Here is a 15,812-nt window from a genome sequence, read left to right as displayed (position 1 = left end):
ATGGACATCGACGCAGCCGACGTGATCGCGGAAGTCGAGGCCGCCTTCGCGGCTTATGAAAAGGCGCTGACCGGCAACGACGTGGCGACGCTGGAAGCCCTGTTCCACGACGATCCCCGGACAATCCGCTATGGCGGGGGCGAGAACCTCTACGGCATGGACGCGATCCGCGCCTTCCGCCGCGCGCGCTCGCCGGCCGGGCTGGAACGGACCCTGTCCGATACGGTGATCACGGCCTACGGGCGCGACACGGCCGTGGCGATGACCCTGTTCCGCCGCGACGGATCACCCGGCAAGGTGGGGCGGCAAAGTCAGACCTGGATCCGTTTTCCCGATGGCTGGAAGGTCGTCGCCGCGCATGTGAGCGTCATCGACGGATAGGCGCGGAGAGCCCTGGCCTGTCTCTCTCGCGGAGACCGCGTAGGAGAGCGAGCGTCAGCGACGTGCGGGGCGGTAGCGCCTGCTCACGTCTCCTGAGGCGCCTTCTCGGTCACCACGCGGCGCAGGCGTCCCTTGCGCTTCTCGTACTGGAACATCGAGGTCAGGGTCGGGTCGGCCGGATCCGAGGCCGGGCTCGTCGGCGCCAACTCGGGCGCCGGCGCAGGCTCGACCGCCGGGGTGGGAGCCCTCCGTTCGAATGCGAGACGCACCACCTCACGGTCGCGCAGAAGGATCGCCGCGATGGCGTTGTCGGCGGCCATCGTCGCGATGGCGCCGTCGGTGAAGGTGATCGGCAGGGTCGCGGTGGTCGTGGCCGAGGATTCGAGCACATCGAGCCCGAGCCCCACGAAGGAGGCCGCAAAACCGAAGGGCGACGGCAAGGCCTTGGTCGTCGTGGCGAGCGCGCCTTGGAGACCGCGCACGATGTCGCCGCTCCAATGCGGCTCCGTCGCCGGGTCGGTCGGCAGGCCGAGATCGGAGAGATCCTCCACGCCACGGATATCGCCGTTGGGAAAGCGGAACACGCCGTTGTCGTAGGTGGCCACTCCCTCGCCGAAGGAGCCCGCCGTGATCCGAATATCCGTCATCGTGCCGTCCTGGCGGACGTCGACCGCCGCCATCGCCCGAACCTACGCAGCCATGTGTCCGAAACAGGGCGTCGCCTCAGACAGCCGGCGCAGGCGCCGTACCATAGGCCTCCGCCATCTCGGCGATGGCATCGAGCTTGGCATGGAGCGCCGACCAATCGTCCCGCTCGGCAATCGGATCCCACAACGCCTCGACCTCTTCGATCAACATCGTGCAGGGCTCGCGCCGCGCAAAATACGGGTGATCGAGCCGGATTCCTTCCGCCGGGGACAGGGAAGCGAGGCTGGTTCTGACGGCGGCGAAATCCTCGCGCTCGTAGAAGGCGGAGGAGGGGCTCGCCGCCGCGCGGTCGGTGCTGGCGAGGCCGCCATACCAGTCGAAGAACGTCTGCTCGAACGGCGCCCGGCTCTTCGCCAGGAAGCCCCAGAAGGCGGCGACGAATCGGTGCAGGTCTGCCTCGTCCGCCGGCTTTGCGAGGCCCAGCCGGGCGAGGAGGGCCTCGGCGAAGGCATCCTGAAGGCTCGTCCCGAAGACCTTCAGCGCGCCTTCGAGGGCTTCGCGGTCGGCGAGCGGCATCAGGCATTCGGAGAGCCGGCTGAGGTTCCAGAACAGCGCCTCGGGCTGCCGGCCGAAACTGTAGAGCCCCTGAACGTCAAAATAGGCGGCGGTGAAGCTCGGATCGCTGGCGGGCGCGAAGCGCCACGGGCCGTAATCGAAGCTTTCGCCGGTGACGTTGATGTTGTCGGTGTTGAGCACCCCATGGACGAAGCCCGCCGCCATCCACTGGGCGCCCGTGCCGGCGACCCTGCGGCAGACCTCCTCCAGGAAGGCGACGGCGCGGGGCCCGGTCTCCTCCCGCCACGCGTCGGGCAGGTAGGTCCCCACCGTGTAATCGAGGAGTTTCTGGATGTTGTGCGGCTCGTCCAGCGCCAGCAGGCGCTGGAAGCTGCCGATGCGGATATGGGAATGGCTCAGCCGCACCAGGACGCTGGACCGGGCGGGGGAGGGCTCGTCGCCGCGCTCCAAGTCTTCGCCGGTCTCGATCAGGCTGAAGGTCTTCGAGGTGTTGACGCCCAGGGCCTCGAGCATGGAGGTGGCGAGAATCTCGCGCATGCCCCCCTTCAGGGTCAGGCGGCCATCGGCGGTGCGCGACCATGGCGTGGTGCCGCTGCCCTTCGTCGCGAGATCGAGGAGACGCCCATCCACGAGGTCGTGAAGCTGCGCGAACAGGAAGCCGCGCCCGTCGCCGAGATCGGGGTTGTACGAGCGGAACTGGTGGCCGTGATAGCGCAGCGCCAGCGGCTGGGGCAGGCTACCGGGTAGCGGCTGGAAACGGCCGAAATGCGCGATCCACGACTCGTCGGACAGACCGTCGAGCCCCACCCGCGCCGACCAGGGCCGGTTGCGATAGCGCAGGATCGTCTTCGGGAAATCGGCGGCGGCGACGACGTCGTAGAAGTCGGTGCCGAGTTCCATGTGCTTCGCGGCGGTGCGGGGTGATGGCATGGGCGAGCGCGGGTTCCTGCGATGGAGGCCGGACTCTAGCGAGAGCGGCGCGGCGATGACAGCCACCCCCGAAGGCAGTCACCCCCGATGACGCGAGCGCCTATCGGGGGAGAGTCATGCCCCCTCGAACCGGCGCTGCTCCGCACGGCTCGCCAGAATGACGACCTTGCCGGGAAACCGTTCGATCAGAGCGAGGTTCCTCGCCCGCCTCTTGCGGTTCCAGGTCCAGACGTAGCGCAGGAACGCCATATCGAGCCGCTCCGGGCAACCGAGCGCCGCATCCGGTCGGACCCGGCCGTAGCTCGCGACCAGCCGGCGGATCACCCGCGCCATCGTGAGCCAGGCCGGAAGATCGAGATAGACCAGGGTGTCCGCCGCCTCGAAGCGCGGCCCGATCGTGTCGGTGTAGTTCCCGTCGATGACCCAGCGGGGGAGCGCCGCGAGACGCTCCACCTCGGCGCGGAACGCCTCGGACGGCACGGGCTCCCAGCCCGGACGGAAATAGGCCTGATCGAGATGGAAGACGGGCAGGCGGCGGGCGGAGCCCAGGCGTCTGGCCAGGGTCGATTTCCCGCTGCCCGGCGGCCCCATGACGATCACGCGCTGCATGCGGACCTGCTTAGCCGATGAGCGGTCGCCGCCGCCAGAGTGTGCGTTGCGCTACCGCTCCCGCCCGATCGTCGCCTCGATCTGTCCGTGCGGTTCGTCGGTGGGCAGGAACACGGCGTTCGGGTTGTCGAGGCCGAAAGGCGCGAGGTTGATCGGGATGTAATGCTTGTTGGGCATGGCGAAGGCGATCTCGGCGATCTCCGGGATCGCGGCCAGGACCGCCTCGCCCATCCGGTACATGCTGTCCTGGACACCGTAGCTGTACGTCGTGCCGAACACCGCGATGAGGGTCGCCAGCACCTGGGCGTTGGCGGCAGCATAATCGGGCGGGATGCCGGCCCAGGTCCAGGTCGCGTCCATGCTCGTCGCGGCGATGCGGTCGCTGGTATCCGGCAGGGTACGGTATTGGTCATCGACGAAATCGGCCCAGCCGGACTGGGTCGTCTTCATGAAGGTGTAGCCGCGCAAGCCGGATTTCAGCACCGATCCGGCGTGGTTCGCCGTGAGCTTGACGAAGCCGACGCCGTTGCCGTCGAGGGTGAAGGTATGGCCATGCGGCACGCCCGCGATGGCGTGGCGCAGCCAGCGCGTCTCCCGCGCCTCGATCACGACCTCTTCGACCTGCGGGTAGGCGTCGAGAAAGACCGATGCCACGGCGCCGGCGAACGCTTCCTTCTCCGCCGTGAGATGCTTCGCCGCCGTGACGTTGACGATGTTCTTGACGCTGTCGGTGGCGACGCAGGCCCGGTTGTCGCCCGCCGTCCAGGCACGGTCGAAACCGCCCTTCATCAGCACCTTCACGTCGAGTTCGCGCGGGGTATGGTGGTCGCCGTCGCGGGCGAGCCGCATCACCCGCACCCGTCCCTTGCCGTAGGTCGACGCCGTCAGGGCCATGATCGGTTCCTTCTCGTTTGCCTCAGGCCTCGGCCGCATGGGCGATAGTCTGCGAGAACGACCTGTCGGGGAAGACCAGACCGATCATCACCGGCCAGCGGATGCCGTTCGGTCCGCCGCTCCGACAGAGCGCGGGGGTCCCGGTTCTCCGGAAGATCGTCTGCAAGCGGGAAAATCGTCCGCAAGCGGTATGCCAGCAGAATCGGCCGAGCCTACGGCCCGGAGCGGATAGGGTCCCGATGCCGCTTGCCCGATCTGGTCCGTTGCCTGCTACGAAAGCGCATGAAACCGGCTCGGTTCGGCACCTCCGCCGGAGCCGTCGAGGCGGCATGAACCAGCAGCGAGGGATGCCATGACCCTTCCAGCGGCCGCCGGGGCTGGCGGCACGGAGCCTGCCGTCTCCGGCTTCGCCAAACTCGACCTCGCCAGCCTCAACGCGGCACCGGCCGCGCATTTCGTGACGGCCCTCGAGACGGTGTTCGATCATGCGCCGTGGGTGGCCGAAGCCGCCGTGCGAGGCCGTCCCTATGCGACGCTGGCCGAACTCTTCGCCGCCATGCGGGCCGCGGTGGAGGCGGCTCCGGAACCGGATCGGCTCGCCCTCCTGACAAACCACGCGGAGCTTGGCCAATACGCCGTCCGCGCCGGCACGTTTGCTGCGGATACAGACACCGAACGAGCCCCGGCCGGGCTCGACCGGCTTTCGGAGGACGAGTCTGCGCGGTTCGAGAGCCTGACCGCGCGCTATCGCGCAACGTTCGGCTTTCCCTTCATCCTGTGCGTCGAGCGGCATGGGCGCGCCTCTCTGCTCCGCACGCTCGAACGGCGCCTGGCCTCGACGCCGGCGATGGAGCGGGCGACAGCAGAGGAGGAGGTGTTCCGGATCGCCGCGATCCGCCTCGATGCTCTGGTGAAGGGGGAGGGCAGGCTGCGCACGACCGGCCGCGTCTCCACTCACGTCCTCGACACCGCTTCCGGCAGGCCGGCGGCCGGGGTTACGGTGTCCCTGTACGAATGGGTCTCCGACGACAGGGCCGCCCTCGTGGCCCGCACGGTCACCAACGCCGACGGACGCACCGACGCGCCCCTCATCGGCGGGAGGCCGGTGCCCATCGCAGCCTACGAATTGCGGTTCGGCATCGGCGACCATTTCCGGCGGACGAATCCCGGACTACCGGAACCGCCCTTCCTCGATATCGTCACTCTGCGCTTCGGGGTGAGCGACCCGGAGGGTCACTACCACGTCCCGCTGGTGGCGAGCCCCTGGAGCTACCAGACCTATCGCGGGAGCTGAGCTCGTCCGTGGAGACGGTGAGTCGCAGATCCCGCGAGGGAGTGCCCCGGTCAGGCGGCGCGGATCGTCGCGAGGAAGCGGCCGAGTTCGACGTTGAGATGTTCGGACTGGCGTGACAGTTCCGATGCCGCCCCGAGCACCTGGCTGGCCGCCTCTCCCGTCTCCTCGGCGGCGTCCGCTACGCCCACGATGTTCACCGTCACCTCGCTCGTGCCGGTAGCGGCCTGGGCCACGTTGCGAACGATCTCCTGTGTCGCGGCGCCCTGCTGCTCCACGGCCGCCGCGATCGACGTCGAGACGCCGCTGATTTCCTGGATTCGCGTGGTGATGCCGCCGATCGCCGACACCGCCTGATCCGTCGACCTTTGCACCGAGGCAATGTGGCCGCCGATCTCTTCGGTCGCCCTGGCCGTCTGGTTGGCGAGCTCCTTGACCTCCGCCGCGACCACGGCGAAGCCGCGGCCGGCCTCGCCGGCGCGCGCCGCCTCGATCGTGGCGTTCAGAGCGAGAAGATTGGTCTGGGCCGCGATCGAGGTGATCATCGTCACCACATCGCCGATCTTCAGCACCGCCGAGTTGAGATCCTTCACGAAGGTCGTCGTCCGGGCAGCCTCCTGAACGGCGGCATGGGACATGTCGGCCGAGGCGCTGACCTGACGGCCGATCTCGTGCACCGACGAGCCGAGCTCCTCGGCCGCGGCCGCCACGGTGGTGACGTTGGACGCGGCCTGATGGGCGGCGGCGGCGACGCTGGTGGATTGCGCAGCGGTCTCCGTGGCGGTGCCGGCCATGCTCTGGGCTGTCGCCTGCAGTTGCGTCGCCGAACTCGTGACGCTCTGGATGATCCCGCCGACCGCGGTTTCGAAACCGTCGGCCATGGATCGCATGGCCGACTTGCGCTGTGCTTCCGCGCCGGCCCGTGCCAGGGCGGTCTCCTCCTCCAGAGCCTTCATGCGCAACAGGCCGTCCTTGAACACCTGCACGGCATCGGCGATGCGCCCGATCTCGGTCCGGGCCTTCTGGTGCGGGATGGTCACGGAGAGGTCGCCCGCAGCGAGGGTCTGCATCGGCCGCACCACGGAATCGATCCCTCCGGTGACGCCCCGGATGATGACGAGGGCGGAGAGCACGGACAGCACGACGGCGACGACGATGGCGGAGATGCCTAGGGTCCGGGTCTGCTCGAACACCTCCTTGCTGCGCGCCTGTGCCATATCCGCACCGACATTATTGAGGTTCACGAGTTTTTCGAGGGCCTCCGACACGCCTCGGCGGATGGCGAGACCCTTGGTCTCATACAGGGCGAAGGCCTGAGCTTTTTCTCCGCTGCGGGAGAGATCCATGATGGCGTCGCGCACCACGGCGAATTTCGCGGCCTCACGGGTATACGCGTCGTAGAGGTCGCGCTCCCCGGGGGACGCGATCATCGTCTCGTAGGATTTCTTCTTCTCCTCGAGCTTCTTTCCGAAACGGACGAGGTCGCCCTCGATCGTGGCCTGCTTCTGCGCATCGGTCTCCTGGGCATGGCGCAGGATGACGGCGCTGTTTCTCGCCGTGAGTGTATCGATCTCGCCAAGTACACGGATACTGGGAAGCCAGTTGGTCTCGATGTGGAGTGCCTGTTCACGCATGCGCAGGGTGCCCAGAATCCCGAGCAGCCCCAATCCCATGATGAAGACGGTGAGTATCGAGAAAGCCACGATGAGCTTCGTGCGAATCGGGAGAGCCTGGAGCGTCACAACGAACCTCATCAAGACCACCATCCGGTCATTCGGTGGGGCGATCGAATGCCGACACTCCCTCGGAATCCTTAAGGTTCACTTTTGATTGTCCCGTTTCTTCCTCATCCCTTCGCGACACATGTATTCTTCTGTCTTCGTCAGAGATCTGCAGGGCGATGCCCAATCCGGCCGTGCCTCGCCCCATTTCCCCATTCGTCCGAAACAGGACGATCGCGCATCGGGATCTGTTCCGGCATGCGGATTGCACTGCATTGACTTCCGTTTGACGTGCCGACAACCAATCACCGTGATACATTCAACCGTGGCAGCACGACCGATGACACGCTTCTTCACCGTTACTCTCGCGGCCGGTCTTGTGATCGCATCCGCGAGTCTCGCTGTCGCGCAGAGCTACGGCGCCCCCTCGGGCCGCGACGCCGCCACCGCACCGGGCGGGACGGAGGGCGTCGCCGGGCCTCGCAACGAAGCCGAAGCCATCCGGAGCGGCGATGCCGTTCCGGTGCCGCCAGGTGCCGGGGGCATTCGGGCCGATGAGCCGAAGGTGCCGCCCCACGCCCCTCACATGCATCCGTCCCCGCGCCCCTGATTGCGCCGTTGGCGCAACCGGCTTGGAGCGTCGACGACGCCAAGCCCCCATCCGACCACATTCCCCTTGCATAGGCGGCTTGGAACGGTGCCGGGCGCACCGGCAACGATACGGGGATCTCGGATGGGCGTTGCTGCAGCGGAGAAGCGGGTTTCCGAGCCCGATGCCGGGCACCTCCCCGCCGTCGCCTCCGCCCTTCGAACCATCGAGACCGAGCGCGAGGGCCTGCGCTGCCTGATGGAGGCCATCGGCAACGGTCTCGGCACGGCCTTCTCCGAGGCCGTCGCCCGAATCTCCGGCGCCAAGGGCCGGGCCATCCTCACCGGCATGGGCAAGTCCGGCCATGTCGGCCGCAAGATCGCCGCGACCATGGCCTCCACCGGCACGCCGGCACTCTTTGTTCATCCAGCCGAGGCCAGCCATGGCGATCTCGGCATGATCCAGCCGGAGGACGTCGTCGTCGCCCTGTCCTGGTCGGGCGAAACGACGGAACTGGCCAACATCATCGGCTATGCGCGGCGCTACCGGGTCGGCCTCATCGCCATCACGGCGAATGCCGGCTCGACCCTCGGGCGGGAGGCCGATATCTGCCTGACCCTGCCCAAGGCCCGCGAGGCCTGCCCCAACGGGCTCGCGCCGACGACCTCCACGGCGATGCAGCTCGCCCTGGGCGACGCCCTCGCCGTCGCCTTGCTCGAGGCCCGGGGCTTCTCAGCCCGCGAATTCGGCATCTACCATCCCGGCGGACGCCTGGGAGCCTCGCTCCGGCAGGTCCGCGAGGTGATGCATGCGGGCAACCAGCTGCCGGTGGTCCGGCGCGGCACGGGCATGCGCGCCGCCATCGCCGAGATCGACGCCAAGGGATTCGGATCGGTGGTGGTGGTGGAAGAGGATGGCCGCCTCGCCGGTATCCTCACCGACGGCGACCTGCGCCGCAACGTGTTCAGGGCCGATCTCGACGGCCTCGTCGTCGAGGCGCTGATGAGCGTCCGGCCGCGCACCGTGAGCCCGGAGACCCTTCTCGCCAAGGCCCTGGAAATCCAGGAATCGATGAAGATCACCTCGCTCATCGTCGTGGAGAACGAGCGCCCCGTGGGCCTCGTCCATTATCACGACCTGCTGCGGGCCGGGGTCGCCTGACCACGGGCCTTTCCTCCGCGAAGACCGGAGCGTATCCGCCCCCCGGTCTTGGGGCACGGCACTCGCACATCTCGCGGGCAGCAAGGGTCCCCTCTCTTGGAAGGCAGGGTGATCGCATATGCCGATTTACTCGTCGAGAAATTGAAACGCAGCACCCCGTCATCCCGGGGCCGCGCAGCGGAGCCCGGGATCCAGAAACACAGGCGGTGCAGGACTTTGCACCGTCAGCGGATCTGGATTGCACGCCTCTGGCGCGGCCCTCCGGGTCCGGGCTCGCCTCTGGCGACCCGGAATGACGGCGCGGTACCATATGCGATGGCCCTGCCCGGAAGGAGAGGGACAGGGTGAGGTATGTGACCTCTCCGGAGATGGACCACACCTCACCCCAGCCCTCTCCTTCCAGGAGAGGGAGCCCGTCGCGCCTCATGTCGAACCCGCCAGGATCAAGGGAACGGATGTCGAGCAGATGTGTGACCCATTAGAGTCTTGGGGTGAGAGCGGGAACCGAGCTGGGTCGCCCCGGCATCACACCGTCAGGCAGTCGAGGATAGGCTCCAGCATCCCGTCGATCACCCCACGCGCCGCCTCGGCCGGCCCCAGCGCTCCGTCGAGGGCAAGCCGCGCGAGACCATGTACCAGGGACCAGCAGGCGACGGCCTTCGGGTCCGGGGCGGTATGATTGGAGACCGCCGGTAGTCCGCCATCCTCGAAAGGGGTTCCGGCCACCGCCGCTTTCAGGAGCCCGAATGCACGACCGGCGGCCGCCGCGTAGGCCGCGTCGCCCGTATTGATCCGCGCACAGCGCCACATCGTGTCGAACTCGGCCGGATGGTCGAGGGCGAAGCCGATATAGGCCCGGCCCTGGCCGCGGATGCGCCCGTCGCGGTCGGTCGCGGTGGAATCGGCAGCGGCCAGCGCGTCGCCCAGCATCCGGAACCCCTCCGTCGCCACGGCGGTGAGTAATCCGCGAGCGTCGCCGAAATGATGCTGCGGGGCCGCCGGCGAAACGCCCGCGCGCCGCGCCGCCTCCCTCAGGGAAAATCCATCGATCCCGCGCTCTCGCAGGATGGCCGTCGTCGCCTGGATCAGGGCGGCCCGCAGATCGCCGTGATGGTAGGCAGCCGCCTCGGTCGTCCCGACGTCCTTCGACGACTTGACAGTGTCAAGATGCTCGCTCATGCTCGATCTATACGATGTCAAGATATGGATGGGCAAGACGTGATCCCCGCAGCCAGCCTGTTCTCCCTCTGCAGCACGATCGCCCTGTTGGGCTGGATCGCCCTCGCCATCGCGTTGTTCGCTCCCCGTCTCCGAAGGGCTACCTGGATCGGCACCGGCCTCGTCCTGCCGGCATTCCTGGCGGTGGCCTATCTCGGCGCCCTGGCGGCAGGGTTGGCCGGGGGAGCGAAAGGCGGCTTCGACTCCATCGAGGCGGTCCGCGCCCTGTTCGCGGACGATCATGCACTCACCGCCGGCTGGATCCATTATCTCGCCTTCGACCTCTTCGTCGGCACCTGGATCGCTCGCGCCGGGATCGGGGCGGGGATCTCCCCGCTGCTGCTCCTGCCCTGCCTCGTCCTCACCTTCCTGGTCGGCCCGGCGGGATTGCTCCTCGCCCTCGTCATCGGATTCAGCACCGGCAGGCTCGGCCTGGAGACCCGGCCATGATCGCCTTCACCCTCGGCGGAGACGCTCCCCACCCCACGGCACTCGCCCGGCTTCGGGCGGACGATCCCGTCCTCACCGCCTTCGGCCTCGCCTGTCTGCTGACCGGCGCCGTCACCCTGGCACTCCCCCTGGTCGATGGGCGGCTCATCGATGGCGCCTTCGTCTGGGCGAAGCCCGCGAAGTTCTTCGTTTCGGTCGGTCTATACGCCCTGACCTTCGCCTGGTTCACCGGCTACGTCCGGCCGGATCGGCGCCGTTCCCGCTCGCTGCCTACCGGCCGGCTCCTGCTGATCGTCGCGGGCGGGTTCGAGCTCGGCTACATCACCCTGCAGGCGGCGCGGGCCGAGGCCTCGCATTTCAACGACGGCGATCCGCTGCACGCGTCCCTCTACGCCGCGATGGGGATCATGGCGCTGACCCTACTCGCTGCCAAGATTCCCCTGGTCATCGCGGTGGCGGTCCGGCCACGTCCGGGCCTCGAGCCGAGCCTGCGCCTGGCCGTCCTTCTCGGCCTCGCGACGACGGTGATCCTCGGGGCCGCCACCGGGATCGCCCTCAGCGTCAACCACGGCCATGCGGTCGGCCCGACCGGTGCGAGCCTGCCCCTGCTCGGCTGGAACCGGGCGGGCGGCGATCTGAGGGTCGCCCATTTCCTCGGCATGCATCGGGAACAGATCGTGCCCCTCGCAGCCGCCGGCTTCATCGCCCTCGGCTTGCCGAGGCGACGGATGCTCGTGACGCTGGCGGCCTGCCTCCTCTGCATTGTCGTCGCGGGTGCCTGGGTCCAGGCCGGTCGGGGTCTCACCTTTCCCTTCTTTTGACCGCGTCCTTCGCACCGCGATGACGCGGGCAGCGCTTTGAGGCGGCGGCGCGCTCGCCTATGGTCGGGGGAATGCCACCCGTGCTCCGCCCCGTCCGCCGCCTCGACCCGATCCTCGTGGACCGCATCGCCGCGGGCGAGGTGGTGGAGCGTCCGGCCTCCGCCGTGAAGGAACTGGTGGAGAACGCCATCGATGCGGGCGCCACCAGCATCGAGGTGACGATCGAGGCGGGGGGCCGCCGGCTGATCCGCGTGGTGGATGACGGCGCCGGCATGAGCGCCGACGATCTCGCCCTCGCGGTGGAGCGTCACGCCACCTCGAAACTCCCCGGCGGCGACCTGACCCGCATCGATTCCCTCGGCTTTCGCGGCGAGGCGCTGCCCTCCATCGGGGCTGTGGCCCGCCTCTCCCTCACCAGCCGCACCGCCGAAGCCGAGACCGGATCGACCCTGGTGGTCGATGCCGGCATCAAGGGCGAGGTCCGTCCCGCACCGAGCCCGCGCGGCACGCGGATCGAGGTCACGGACCTATTCTCGGCGACGCCGGCGCGGCTGAAATTCCTGAAATCCGACCGCGCCGAGGCGCTGGCCATCGCCGATGGGTTGCGGCGTCTCGCCGTGGCGCAGCCGCGGATCCGCTTCGCCCTCCGCTCCGAGAGCGGCAGCCCCCTGGTCTTTTCCGCCGAGACCGGCGACGACGCCGACCTGCGCCGGCTCACGGCGGTGCTGGGGCCGGATTTCGGCGCGAGTTCCGCCCCCCTCCACATGGCGCGGGAGGGCTTCGCCCTGTCCGGCCATATCGGCCTGCCGAGCTACCATCGCGGCGCGGGCAACCAGATCCACTTCACGGTCAACGGCCGCCCGGTGCGCGACCGCCTGCTGCTGGGCGCCGTGCGCGGGGCCTATGCCGACACGATGAGTTCGGACCGTCATCCGGTGCTCGGCCTCGCCATCACCTGCGATCCCGCCCTCGTCGACGTGAACGTCCATCCCGCCAAGACCGAGGTGCGCTTCCGCGAGCCGGGCCTCGTGCGCGCCCTCATCGTCAGCGCCATTCACGAGGCCCTGCGGCAGGTGGGAGCGCGCAACGCCAGCACGGGGGCCGCCCGCACCCTGGACGCCCTGCGTCCGCACCATCCCTCATCGACGATGCGACCGGCAATGACCGCACATTCTGGACGTGGCGCCTGGTCGGGCAGGGCGGCGCTTCCGCCGGGCCTGCCCTCGTTCGGCGCGCCTGCCGGCCTCGCGCCGGCAGCGTCCTTCGGTGCGCGGGCAGGCCTGTTCGAGGCCCCGCAGGCGGCGTTCGATCGGTCCGGGGCAGGGTTCGAGACGGCAGGATTCGAGGGGGCGGGATTCGAGGGGGCGGGATTCGAGGAAGCCGGGCAGGCGCTGTTCTCCGGCGATCTCGCGCCGCCCGGCGCCGATATCCGCGAGCCGGAGGTGGAGCCCCTGCCGGACGATCACCCGCTGGGTGCCGCCCGCGCCCAGCTCCACGAGACCTACATCGTCGCCCAGACCCGCGACGGGATCGTCCTCGTCGACCAGCACGCGGCCCATGAGCGCCTCGTCTACGAGCGGCTGAAGCGCGAGCGCGCCGCCGGCGGCATCGCCCGCCAGGGCCTCCTGATCCCGGACGTGGTGGAGATGGCGCCCCAGGACGCCGAACGCCTCGTCGCCGCCGCCCCGGATCTCGACCGCCTCGGCCTCACCCTGGAGGCGTTCGGCACCGGTGCGGTCCTGGTGCGTGAAATGCCGACGGCGCTGGCCGGTGCGTCCGCTCGCCGCCTGCTGGAGGACGTCCTCGACGCCCTCGACGCGAGCGGGCTGGAGGAGGGCAGCGCGGACGGCACCGAGGGCGGTCCGCTCGGGCGGCGCCTCGACGCGATCCTCTCGCGCATCAGCTGTCACGGCTCGGTCCGCGCCGGCCGGCGCCTGCGGCCAGAGGAGATGAACGCGCTCCTGCGCGAGATGGAGGCCACCCCGTTCGCCGGCACCTGCAACCACGGCCGCCCGACCTTCGTGGAACTGAAGCTCCAGGATATCGAGCGGCTGTTCGGCCGGCGCTAGAGCGCTCTCCGCCGAAGTGGATGCCGGTTCGGCGAAAAAGAGCGCGGCGAAACAAAGGCCTGGAGATGTGCCCCGGCCCAACGTGGTCGGGCGCAGCTCTAGGGAGCGGCGCCGGCTCGTCCGTCCTCAGGCGGTCGGCAGGGCGGAAGCGGCGTCGAGCGCCCCGGCGAGGGCCTTCTCGCGGGCTTCGGGACCGAGGGCGATCCCCTCGGCAATGACGAATTCCGGGTTGGTCACGCCGATGAAGCCGAGGACGACCCGCAGATAGGTCTCGGCATGCTCCGCCGAAGCCGTCGGCGACCCCGCACCGTAAAGGCCGCCGCGCGACACGGCGACGATGATGCGTTTCTCGGGCACGAGGCCGACGGCGCCGCTCTCGGTGTATTTGAAGGTCCGGCCGGCCACGAGGATGCGGTCGATCCAGGCCTTGAGCTGGGTCGAGATCGTGAAATTGTAGAGCGGCGCGCCGATCACCACGATATCGGCGGCTAGGAACTCCGCCAGCACCGCGCGGCCGAGCGCGACGTCGTTCTGGATGTCCGGCGTGTTGGTGGCGTTGGGCTGATGGCCTGCGAGATAGGCGCCGGAGAGATGGGGGATCGGCGTGGCGGCCAGATCGCGATAGGTCGTCTCGAGGTCCGTTGCCCCTGCCTGAAGGCGGGCGACGATGGCGGCCGAGACCGCGCGGCTGACGGAATGCTCGCCCAGGATGCTGCTGTCGATGTGCAGAAGGTTCATGTTCGATCCTCGGTATCAGAAATATACCGAGGCGCTATAGAGTACCGGAGCGGTGCTCGCGCAAGGAGGCACATTGGTGGAACCCGGTCACATGGAGGTAACCGAGGCACAGGCCTCCCACCGCCCCGGCGATTGCCGGGTGGTCGGTACGGTGCTGGCGCGGGTCGGCGACAAATGGAGCATCCTCGTGGTGATGACGCTCACGGACGGGCCCCGGCGCTTCAACGAGTTGAAGCGGATCATCGGCGGCATCTCCCAGCGGATGCTCACCTTCACCCTGCGCGGCCTGGAGCGAGACGGCCTCGTTTCGCGCACGGTCACCCCGACAATCCCGCCCCGGGTGGATTATGAACTCACCGAGCTCGGCCGCTCGCTGCAGGTGCCGGTCCAGGCACTCGGCTCCTGGGCCTTCGCGAACCTGCCCACGATCCAGGCCGCGCGGACCCGTTTCGATGCCGGCGGCGAGACGGACCCGGCTTGAGACCGGGGCGTTCGACGGGCGTGACAGCGGGAAGACCGGCCGATCAGGTCCAGTAGAGGACCCGCGCGAAGGGCAGTTCGCGCGCGACGGCGGCGGTGATCGTCTCCCGCATGGTCCGCATCAGATCGCGGGGATAGACGTATTTCACCGAGCCGAACTTGGTGAGCTTGCGACTGCGCTCGTCCTCCCGCATCGGCAGGTCGGAGCCGGGATACCAGCCCTGGAGCACGTCCTTCGACCCCGGCGTGAACCGGTGCGTGATGAGCTCCACGGTGAGGTCGGGGTTGGACACGCCGGACAGCGCCTCCGCCACCTCCCGCAGGAGTCCCTCATAGGCGTCCGGCCAATCGGGAACGGCGATGATCGGCGCGATGGTGAGACCTACCGGGTAGCCGGCGCGGGCCATGGCCCCGAGCGCCAGCAGGCGGGCGTCGAGACTGGCGGTGCCGCCCTCGTAGCGCGCGGCGGGACGCGCGTTGAGGGAGAACCGCACGCGGGTCCGGCCCCGATGGGGCAGGGCCAGAAGCGGCTCGACGGCGGCGAATTTCGTCGTAAAGCGCAATTGCACCGCCGCGTCCCAGGCGCCGAAATGCGTGATCGCCGCCGAGAGCGAGCCGGTCAGGTGCTCGATGCCGAGGGGGTCGGTGTAGCAGGAGGCCTCGAAGGTTGTGCCCTCTTCGACCCGGCCGGCCTGGGCCGAGGTGACGCTGCCCTCACCGAGATAGGCCGGCAGATTCCCGAGGATGGCGTCGAGATTGGCATAGGCCCGCGTCACCGGAGGGCCGGACAGGGAGCCGGCAAGGTAGCAATACTGGCAATGGGCCGGGCAGCCCTCCGCGAGATCGAAGCGCCAGTCGGCACTGGGCGGAATCGGCTGCAGCCTCAGCTTGGTCGGTGGCGCCACCACGATGGCGAGGGTCGCCTTCGCCTCGCGATAGGCCCGGCGCGGATCCTCGTCGCGCAGGCCGGTGAGACGGTTGCTTTTCAGGCGCTCCACCGGGAGACCGAGCGCCTCGGCCCGCGCGAGCATCGCACGGCCATGGGCATGGTCCAGGGCCGCCGGCGTCACCAGGACACGGCGCGGCCTCCACAGGCGCGCGTCACGCAGCCCCTCTACCGGCCCGGCCTTCGCCGGTTCGGCCGTGACGGGATCGCGTGTGGCGTCATCGAGGACCATGGCGGAGCAACGCGGCGGCGATGCCCCGGGGTTCCCGGCGCGCGCCGGGGTCGCAGGG

At 69.0% G+C, this 15,812-nt stretch carries 17 protein-coding genes; 8 read left to right on the top strand and 9 right to left on the bottom strand.

Features of this window, described 5'->3' with window-relative positions; translation table 11 throughout:
* Positions 1 to 381, top strand: coding sequence for an oxalurate catabolism protein HpxZ (gene hpxZ / locus ACYQML_RS20525; protein WP_056425448.1), 381 nt, complete (start codon positions 1 to 3; stop codon positions 379 to 381).
* Positions 382 to 464: 83 nt separating this feature from the next.
* Here the strand turns inward: hpxZ and ACYQML_RS20520 are convergent, their stop codons facing one another.
* The 5 genes from ACYQML_RS20520 to ACYQML_RS20500 all read right to left on the bottom strand — a co-directional run bounded on the left by ACYQML_RS20520 (position 465) and on the right by ACYQML_RS20500 (position 4,204).
* Complete coding sequence (locus tag ACYQML_RS20520; RefSeq protein WP_461233873.1) at positions 465 to 1,061, bottom strand: hypothetical protein; 597 nt, start codon at positions 1,059 to 1,061, stop codon at positions 465 to 467.
* Positions 1,062 to 1,104: 43 nt separating this feature from the next.
* A complete protein-coding gene (locus ACYQML_RS20515; RefSeq protein ID WP_461233872.1) occupies positions 1,105 to 2,535 on the bottom strand; it encodes a protein adenylyltransferase SelO in 1,431 nt (476 codons plus the stop codon).
* 114 nt (positions 2,536 to 2,649) lie between these two features.
* Complete coding sequence (locus tag ACYQML_RS20510; protein WP_461233871.1) at positions 2,650 to 3,144, bottom strand: P-loop NTPase family protein; 495 nt, start codon at positions 3,142 to 3,144, stop codon at positions 2,650 to 2,652.
* Between the two features lie 51 nt (positions 3,145 to 3,195).
* Positions 3,196 to 4,038, bottom strand: a complete 843-nt coding sequence (gene pucL / locus ACYQML_RS20505; RefSeq protein ID WP_461233870.1) for a factor-independent urate hydroxylase — start codon at positions 4,036 to 4,038, stop codon at positions 3,196 to 3,198.
* 22 nt (positions 4,039 to 4,060) lie between these two features.
* Positions 4,061 to 4,204: a hypothetical protein gene (locus tag ACYQML_RS20500; protein WP_311273905.1), complete on the bottom strand. Its 144-nt coding sequence runs from the start codon at positions 4,202 to 4,204 to the stop codon at positions 4,061 to 4,063.
* A gap of 186 nt (positions 4,205 to 4,390) precedes the next feature.
* Between ACYQML_RS20500 and uraD the strand changes: the two genes are divergently transcribed.
* Positions 4,391 to 5,332, top strand: a complete 942-nt coding sequence (gene uraD / locus ACYQML_RS20495; protein ID WP_461233869.1) for a 2-oxo-4-hydroxy-4-carboxy-5-ureidoimidazoline decarboxylase — start codon at positions 4,391 to 4,393, stop codon at positions 5,330 to 5,332.
* Positions 5,333 to 5,382: 50 nt separating this feature from the next.
* Here uraD and ACYQML_RS20490 read toward each other — a convergent pair whose 3' ends face one another.
* The gene (locus ACYQML_RS20490) at positions 5,383 to 7,071 is read right to left on the bottom strand and encodes a methyl-accepting chemotaxis protein (protein ID WP_461235758.1); all 1,689 of its coding nucleotides are present in this window, start codon (positions 7,069 to 7,071) and stop codon (positions 5,383 to 5,385) included.
* A gap of 319 nt (positions 7,072 to 7,390) precedes the next feature.
* Here ACYQML_RS20490 and ACYQML_RS20485 point away from each other — a divergent pair, with 319 nt between their 5' ends.
* Together ACYQML_RS20485 and ACYQML_RS20480 are read left to right on the top strand one after the other, a co-directional pair.
* The gene (locus tag ACYQML_RS20485) at positions 7,391 to 7,660 is read left to right on the top strand and encodes a hypothetical protein (RefSeq protein ID WP_461233868.1); all 270 of its coding nucleotides are present in this window, start codon (positions 7,391 to 7,393) and stop codon (positions 7,658 to 7,660) included.
* A 123-nt stretch (positions 7,661 to 7,783) separates the two neighbouring features.
* Positions 7,784 to 8,800 (top strand): KpsF/GutQ family sugar-phosphate isomerase, encoded by a 1,017-nt coding sequence (locus tag ACYQML_RS20480; RefSeq protein ID WP_461233867.1) that lies wholly within the window; start codon positions 7,784 to 7,786, stop codon positions 8,798 to 8,800.
* A gap of 525 nt (positions 8,801 to 9,325) precedes the next feature.
* On the opposite strand, the gene ACYQML_RS20475 is transcribed toward ACYQML_RS20480, so the two are convergent.
* Entirely contained in the window at positions 9,326 to 9,979 is a 654-nt protein-coding gene (locus tag ACYQML_RS20475) for a TetR/AcrR family transcriptional regulator (protein WP_419953787.1), read from the bottom strand.
* A gap of 39 nt (positions 9,980 to 10,018) precedes the next feature.
* On the opposite strand from ACYQML_RS20475, the gene ACYQML_RS20470 reads away from it, so the two are divergent.
* From ACYQML_RS20470 to mutL, 3 genes are all read left to right on the top strand, one after another.
* Positions 10,019 to 10,468, top strand: a complete 450-nt coding sequence (locus ACYQML_RS20470) for an abscisic acid-deficient protein Aba4 family protein (RefSeq protein WP_461233866.1) — start codon at positions 10,019 to 10,021, stop codon at positions 10,466 to 10,468.
* Positions 10,465 to 11,289 carry a hypothetical protein gene (locus ACYQML_RS20465; RefSeq protein WP_461233864.1) on the top strand — a complete coding sequence of 275 codons (825 nt, stop codon included), beginning with the start codon at positions 10,465 to 10,467 and terminating at the stop codon, positions 11,287 to 11,289. The genes ACYQML_RS20470 and ACYQML_RS20465 overlap by 4 nt, the downstream gene beginning before the upstream one ends.
* 71 nt (positions 11,290 to 11,360) lie before the next feature.
* The gene (gene mutL, locus ACYQML_RS20460; protein WP_461233863.1) at positions 11,361 to 13,358 is read left to right on the top strand and encodes a DNA mismatch repair endonuclease MutL; all 1,998 of its coding nucleotides are present in this window, start codon (positions 11,361 to 11,363) and stop codon (positions 13,356 to 13,358) included.
* A gap of 126 nt (positions 13,359 to 13,484) precedes the next feature.
* Here the strand turns inward: mutL and ACYQML_RS20455 are convergent, their stop codons facing one another.
* A complete protein-coding gene (locus ACYQML_RS20455; protein ID WP_461233862.1) occupies positions 13,485 to 14,096 on the bottom strand; it encodes an FMN-dependent NADH-azoreductase in 612 nt (203 codons plus the stop codon).
* 76 nt (positions 14,097 to 14,172) lie between these two features.
* Between ACYQML_RS20455 and ACYQML_RS20450 the strand changes: the two genes are divergently transcribed.
* Entirely contained in the window at positions 14,173 to 14,577 is a 405-nt protein-coding gene (locus ACYQML_RS20450; protein ID WP_207411803.1) for a winged helix-turn-helix transcriptional regulator, read from the top strand.
* 43 nt (positions 14,578 to 14,620) lie between these two features.
* On the opposite strand, the gene ACYQML_RS20445 is transcribed toward ACYQML_RS20450, so the two are convergent.
* Positions 14,621 to 15,754: a spore photoproduct lyase family protein gene (locus ACYQML_RS20445; protein WP_461233861.1), complete on the bottom strand. Its 1,134-nt coding sequence runs from the start codon at positions 15,752 to 15,754 to the stop codon at positions 14,621 to 14,623.
* Positions 15,755 to 15,812 lie beyond the last annotated feature (58 nt).

The organism is Methylobacterium sp. CM6244 (assembly GCF_054817885.1).
This window is presented reverse-complemented; position numbering and strand designations above follow the sequence as displayed.

Excerpts from the sequence above, each read along its gene's own strand:
- ACYQML_RS20520 (WP_461233873.1), bottom strand. The coding sequence starts at position 1,061 with ATGGCGGCGGTCGACGTCCGCCAGGACGGCACGATGACGGATATTCGG.
- ACYQML_RS20465 (WP_461233864.1), top strand. The coding sequence starts at position 10,465 with ATGATCGCCTTCACCCTCGGCGGAGACGCTCCCCACCCCACGGCACTC.
- ACYQML_RS20485 (WP_461233868.1), top strand. The coding sequence starts at position 7,391 with ATGACACGCTTCTTCACCGTTACTCTCGCGGCCGGTCTTGTGATCGCA.
- ACYQML_RS20515 (WP_461233872.1), bottom strand. The coding sequence starts at position 2,535 with ATGCCATCACCCCGCACCGCCGCGAAGCACATGGAACTCGGCACCGAC.
- ACYQML_RS20510 (WP_461233871.1), bottom strand. The coding sequence starts at position 3,144 with ATGCAGCGCGTGATCGTCATGGGGCCGCCGGGCAGCGGGAAATCGACC.
- uraD (WP_461233869.1), top strand. The coding sequence starts at position 4,391 with ATGACCCTTCCAGCGGCCGCCGGGGCTGGCGGCACGGAGCCTGCCGTC.
- ACYQML_RS20445 (WP_461233861.1), bottom strand. The coding sequence starts at position 15,754 with ATGGTCCTCGATGACGCCACACGCGATCCCGTCACGGCCGAACCGGCG.
- ACYQML_RS20480 (WP_461233867.1), top strand. The coding sequence starts at position 7,784 with ATGGGCGTTGCTGCAGCGGAGAAGCGGGTTTCCGAGCCCGATGCCGGG.
- hpxZ (WP_056425448.1), top strand. The coding sequence starts at position 1 with ATGGACATCGACGCAGCCGACGTGATCGCGGAAGTCGAGGCCGCCTTC.
- ACYQML_RS20455 (WP_461233862.1), bottom strand. The coding sequence starts at position 14,096 with ATGAACCTTCTGCACATCGACAGCAGCATCCTGGGCGAGCATTCCGTC.
- mutL (WP_461233863.1), top strand. The coding sequence starts at position 11,361 with ATGCCACCCGTGCTCCGCCCCGTCCGCCGCCTCGACCCGATCCTCGTG.
- ACYQML_RS20475 (WP_419953787.1), bottom strand. The coding sequence starts at position 9,979 with ATGAGCGAGCATCTTGACACTGTCAAGTCGTCGAAGGACGTCGGGACG.
- pucL (WP_461233870.1), bottom strand. The coding sequence starts at position 4,038 with ATGGCCCTGACGGCGTCGACCTACGGCAAGGGACGGGTGCGGGTGATG.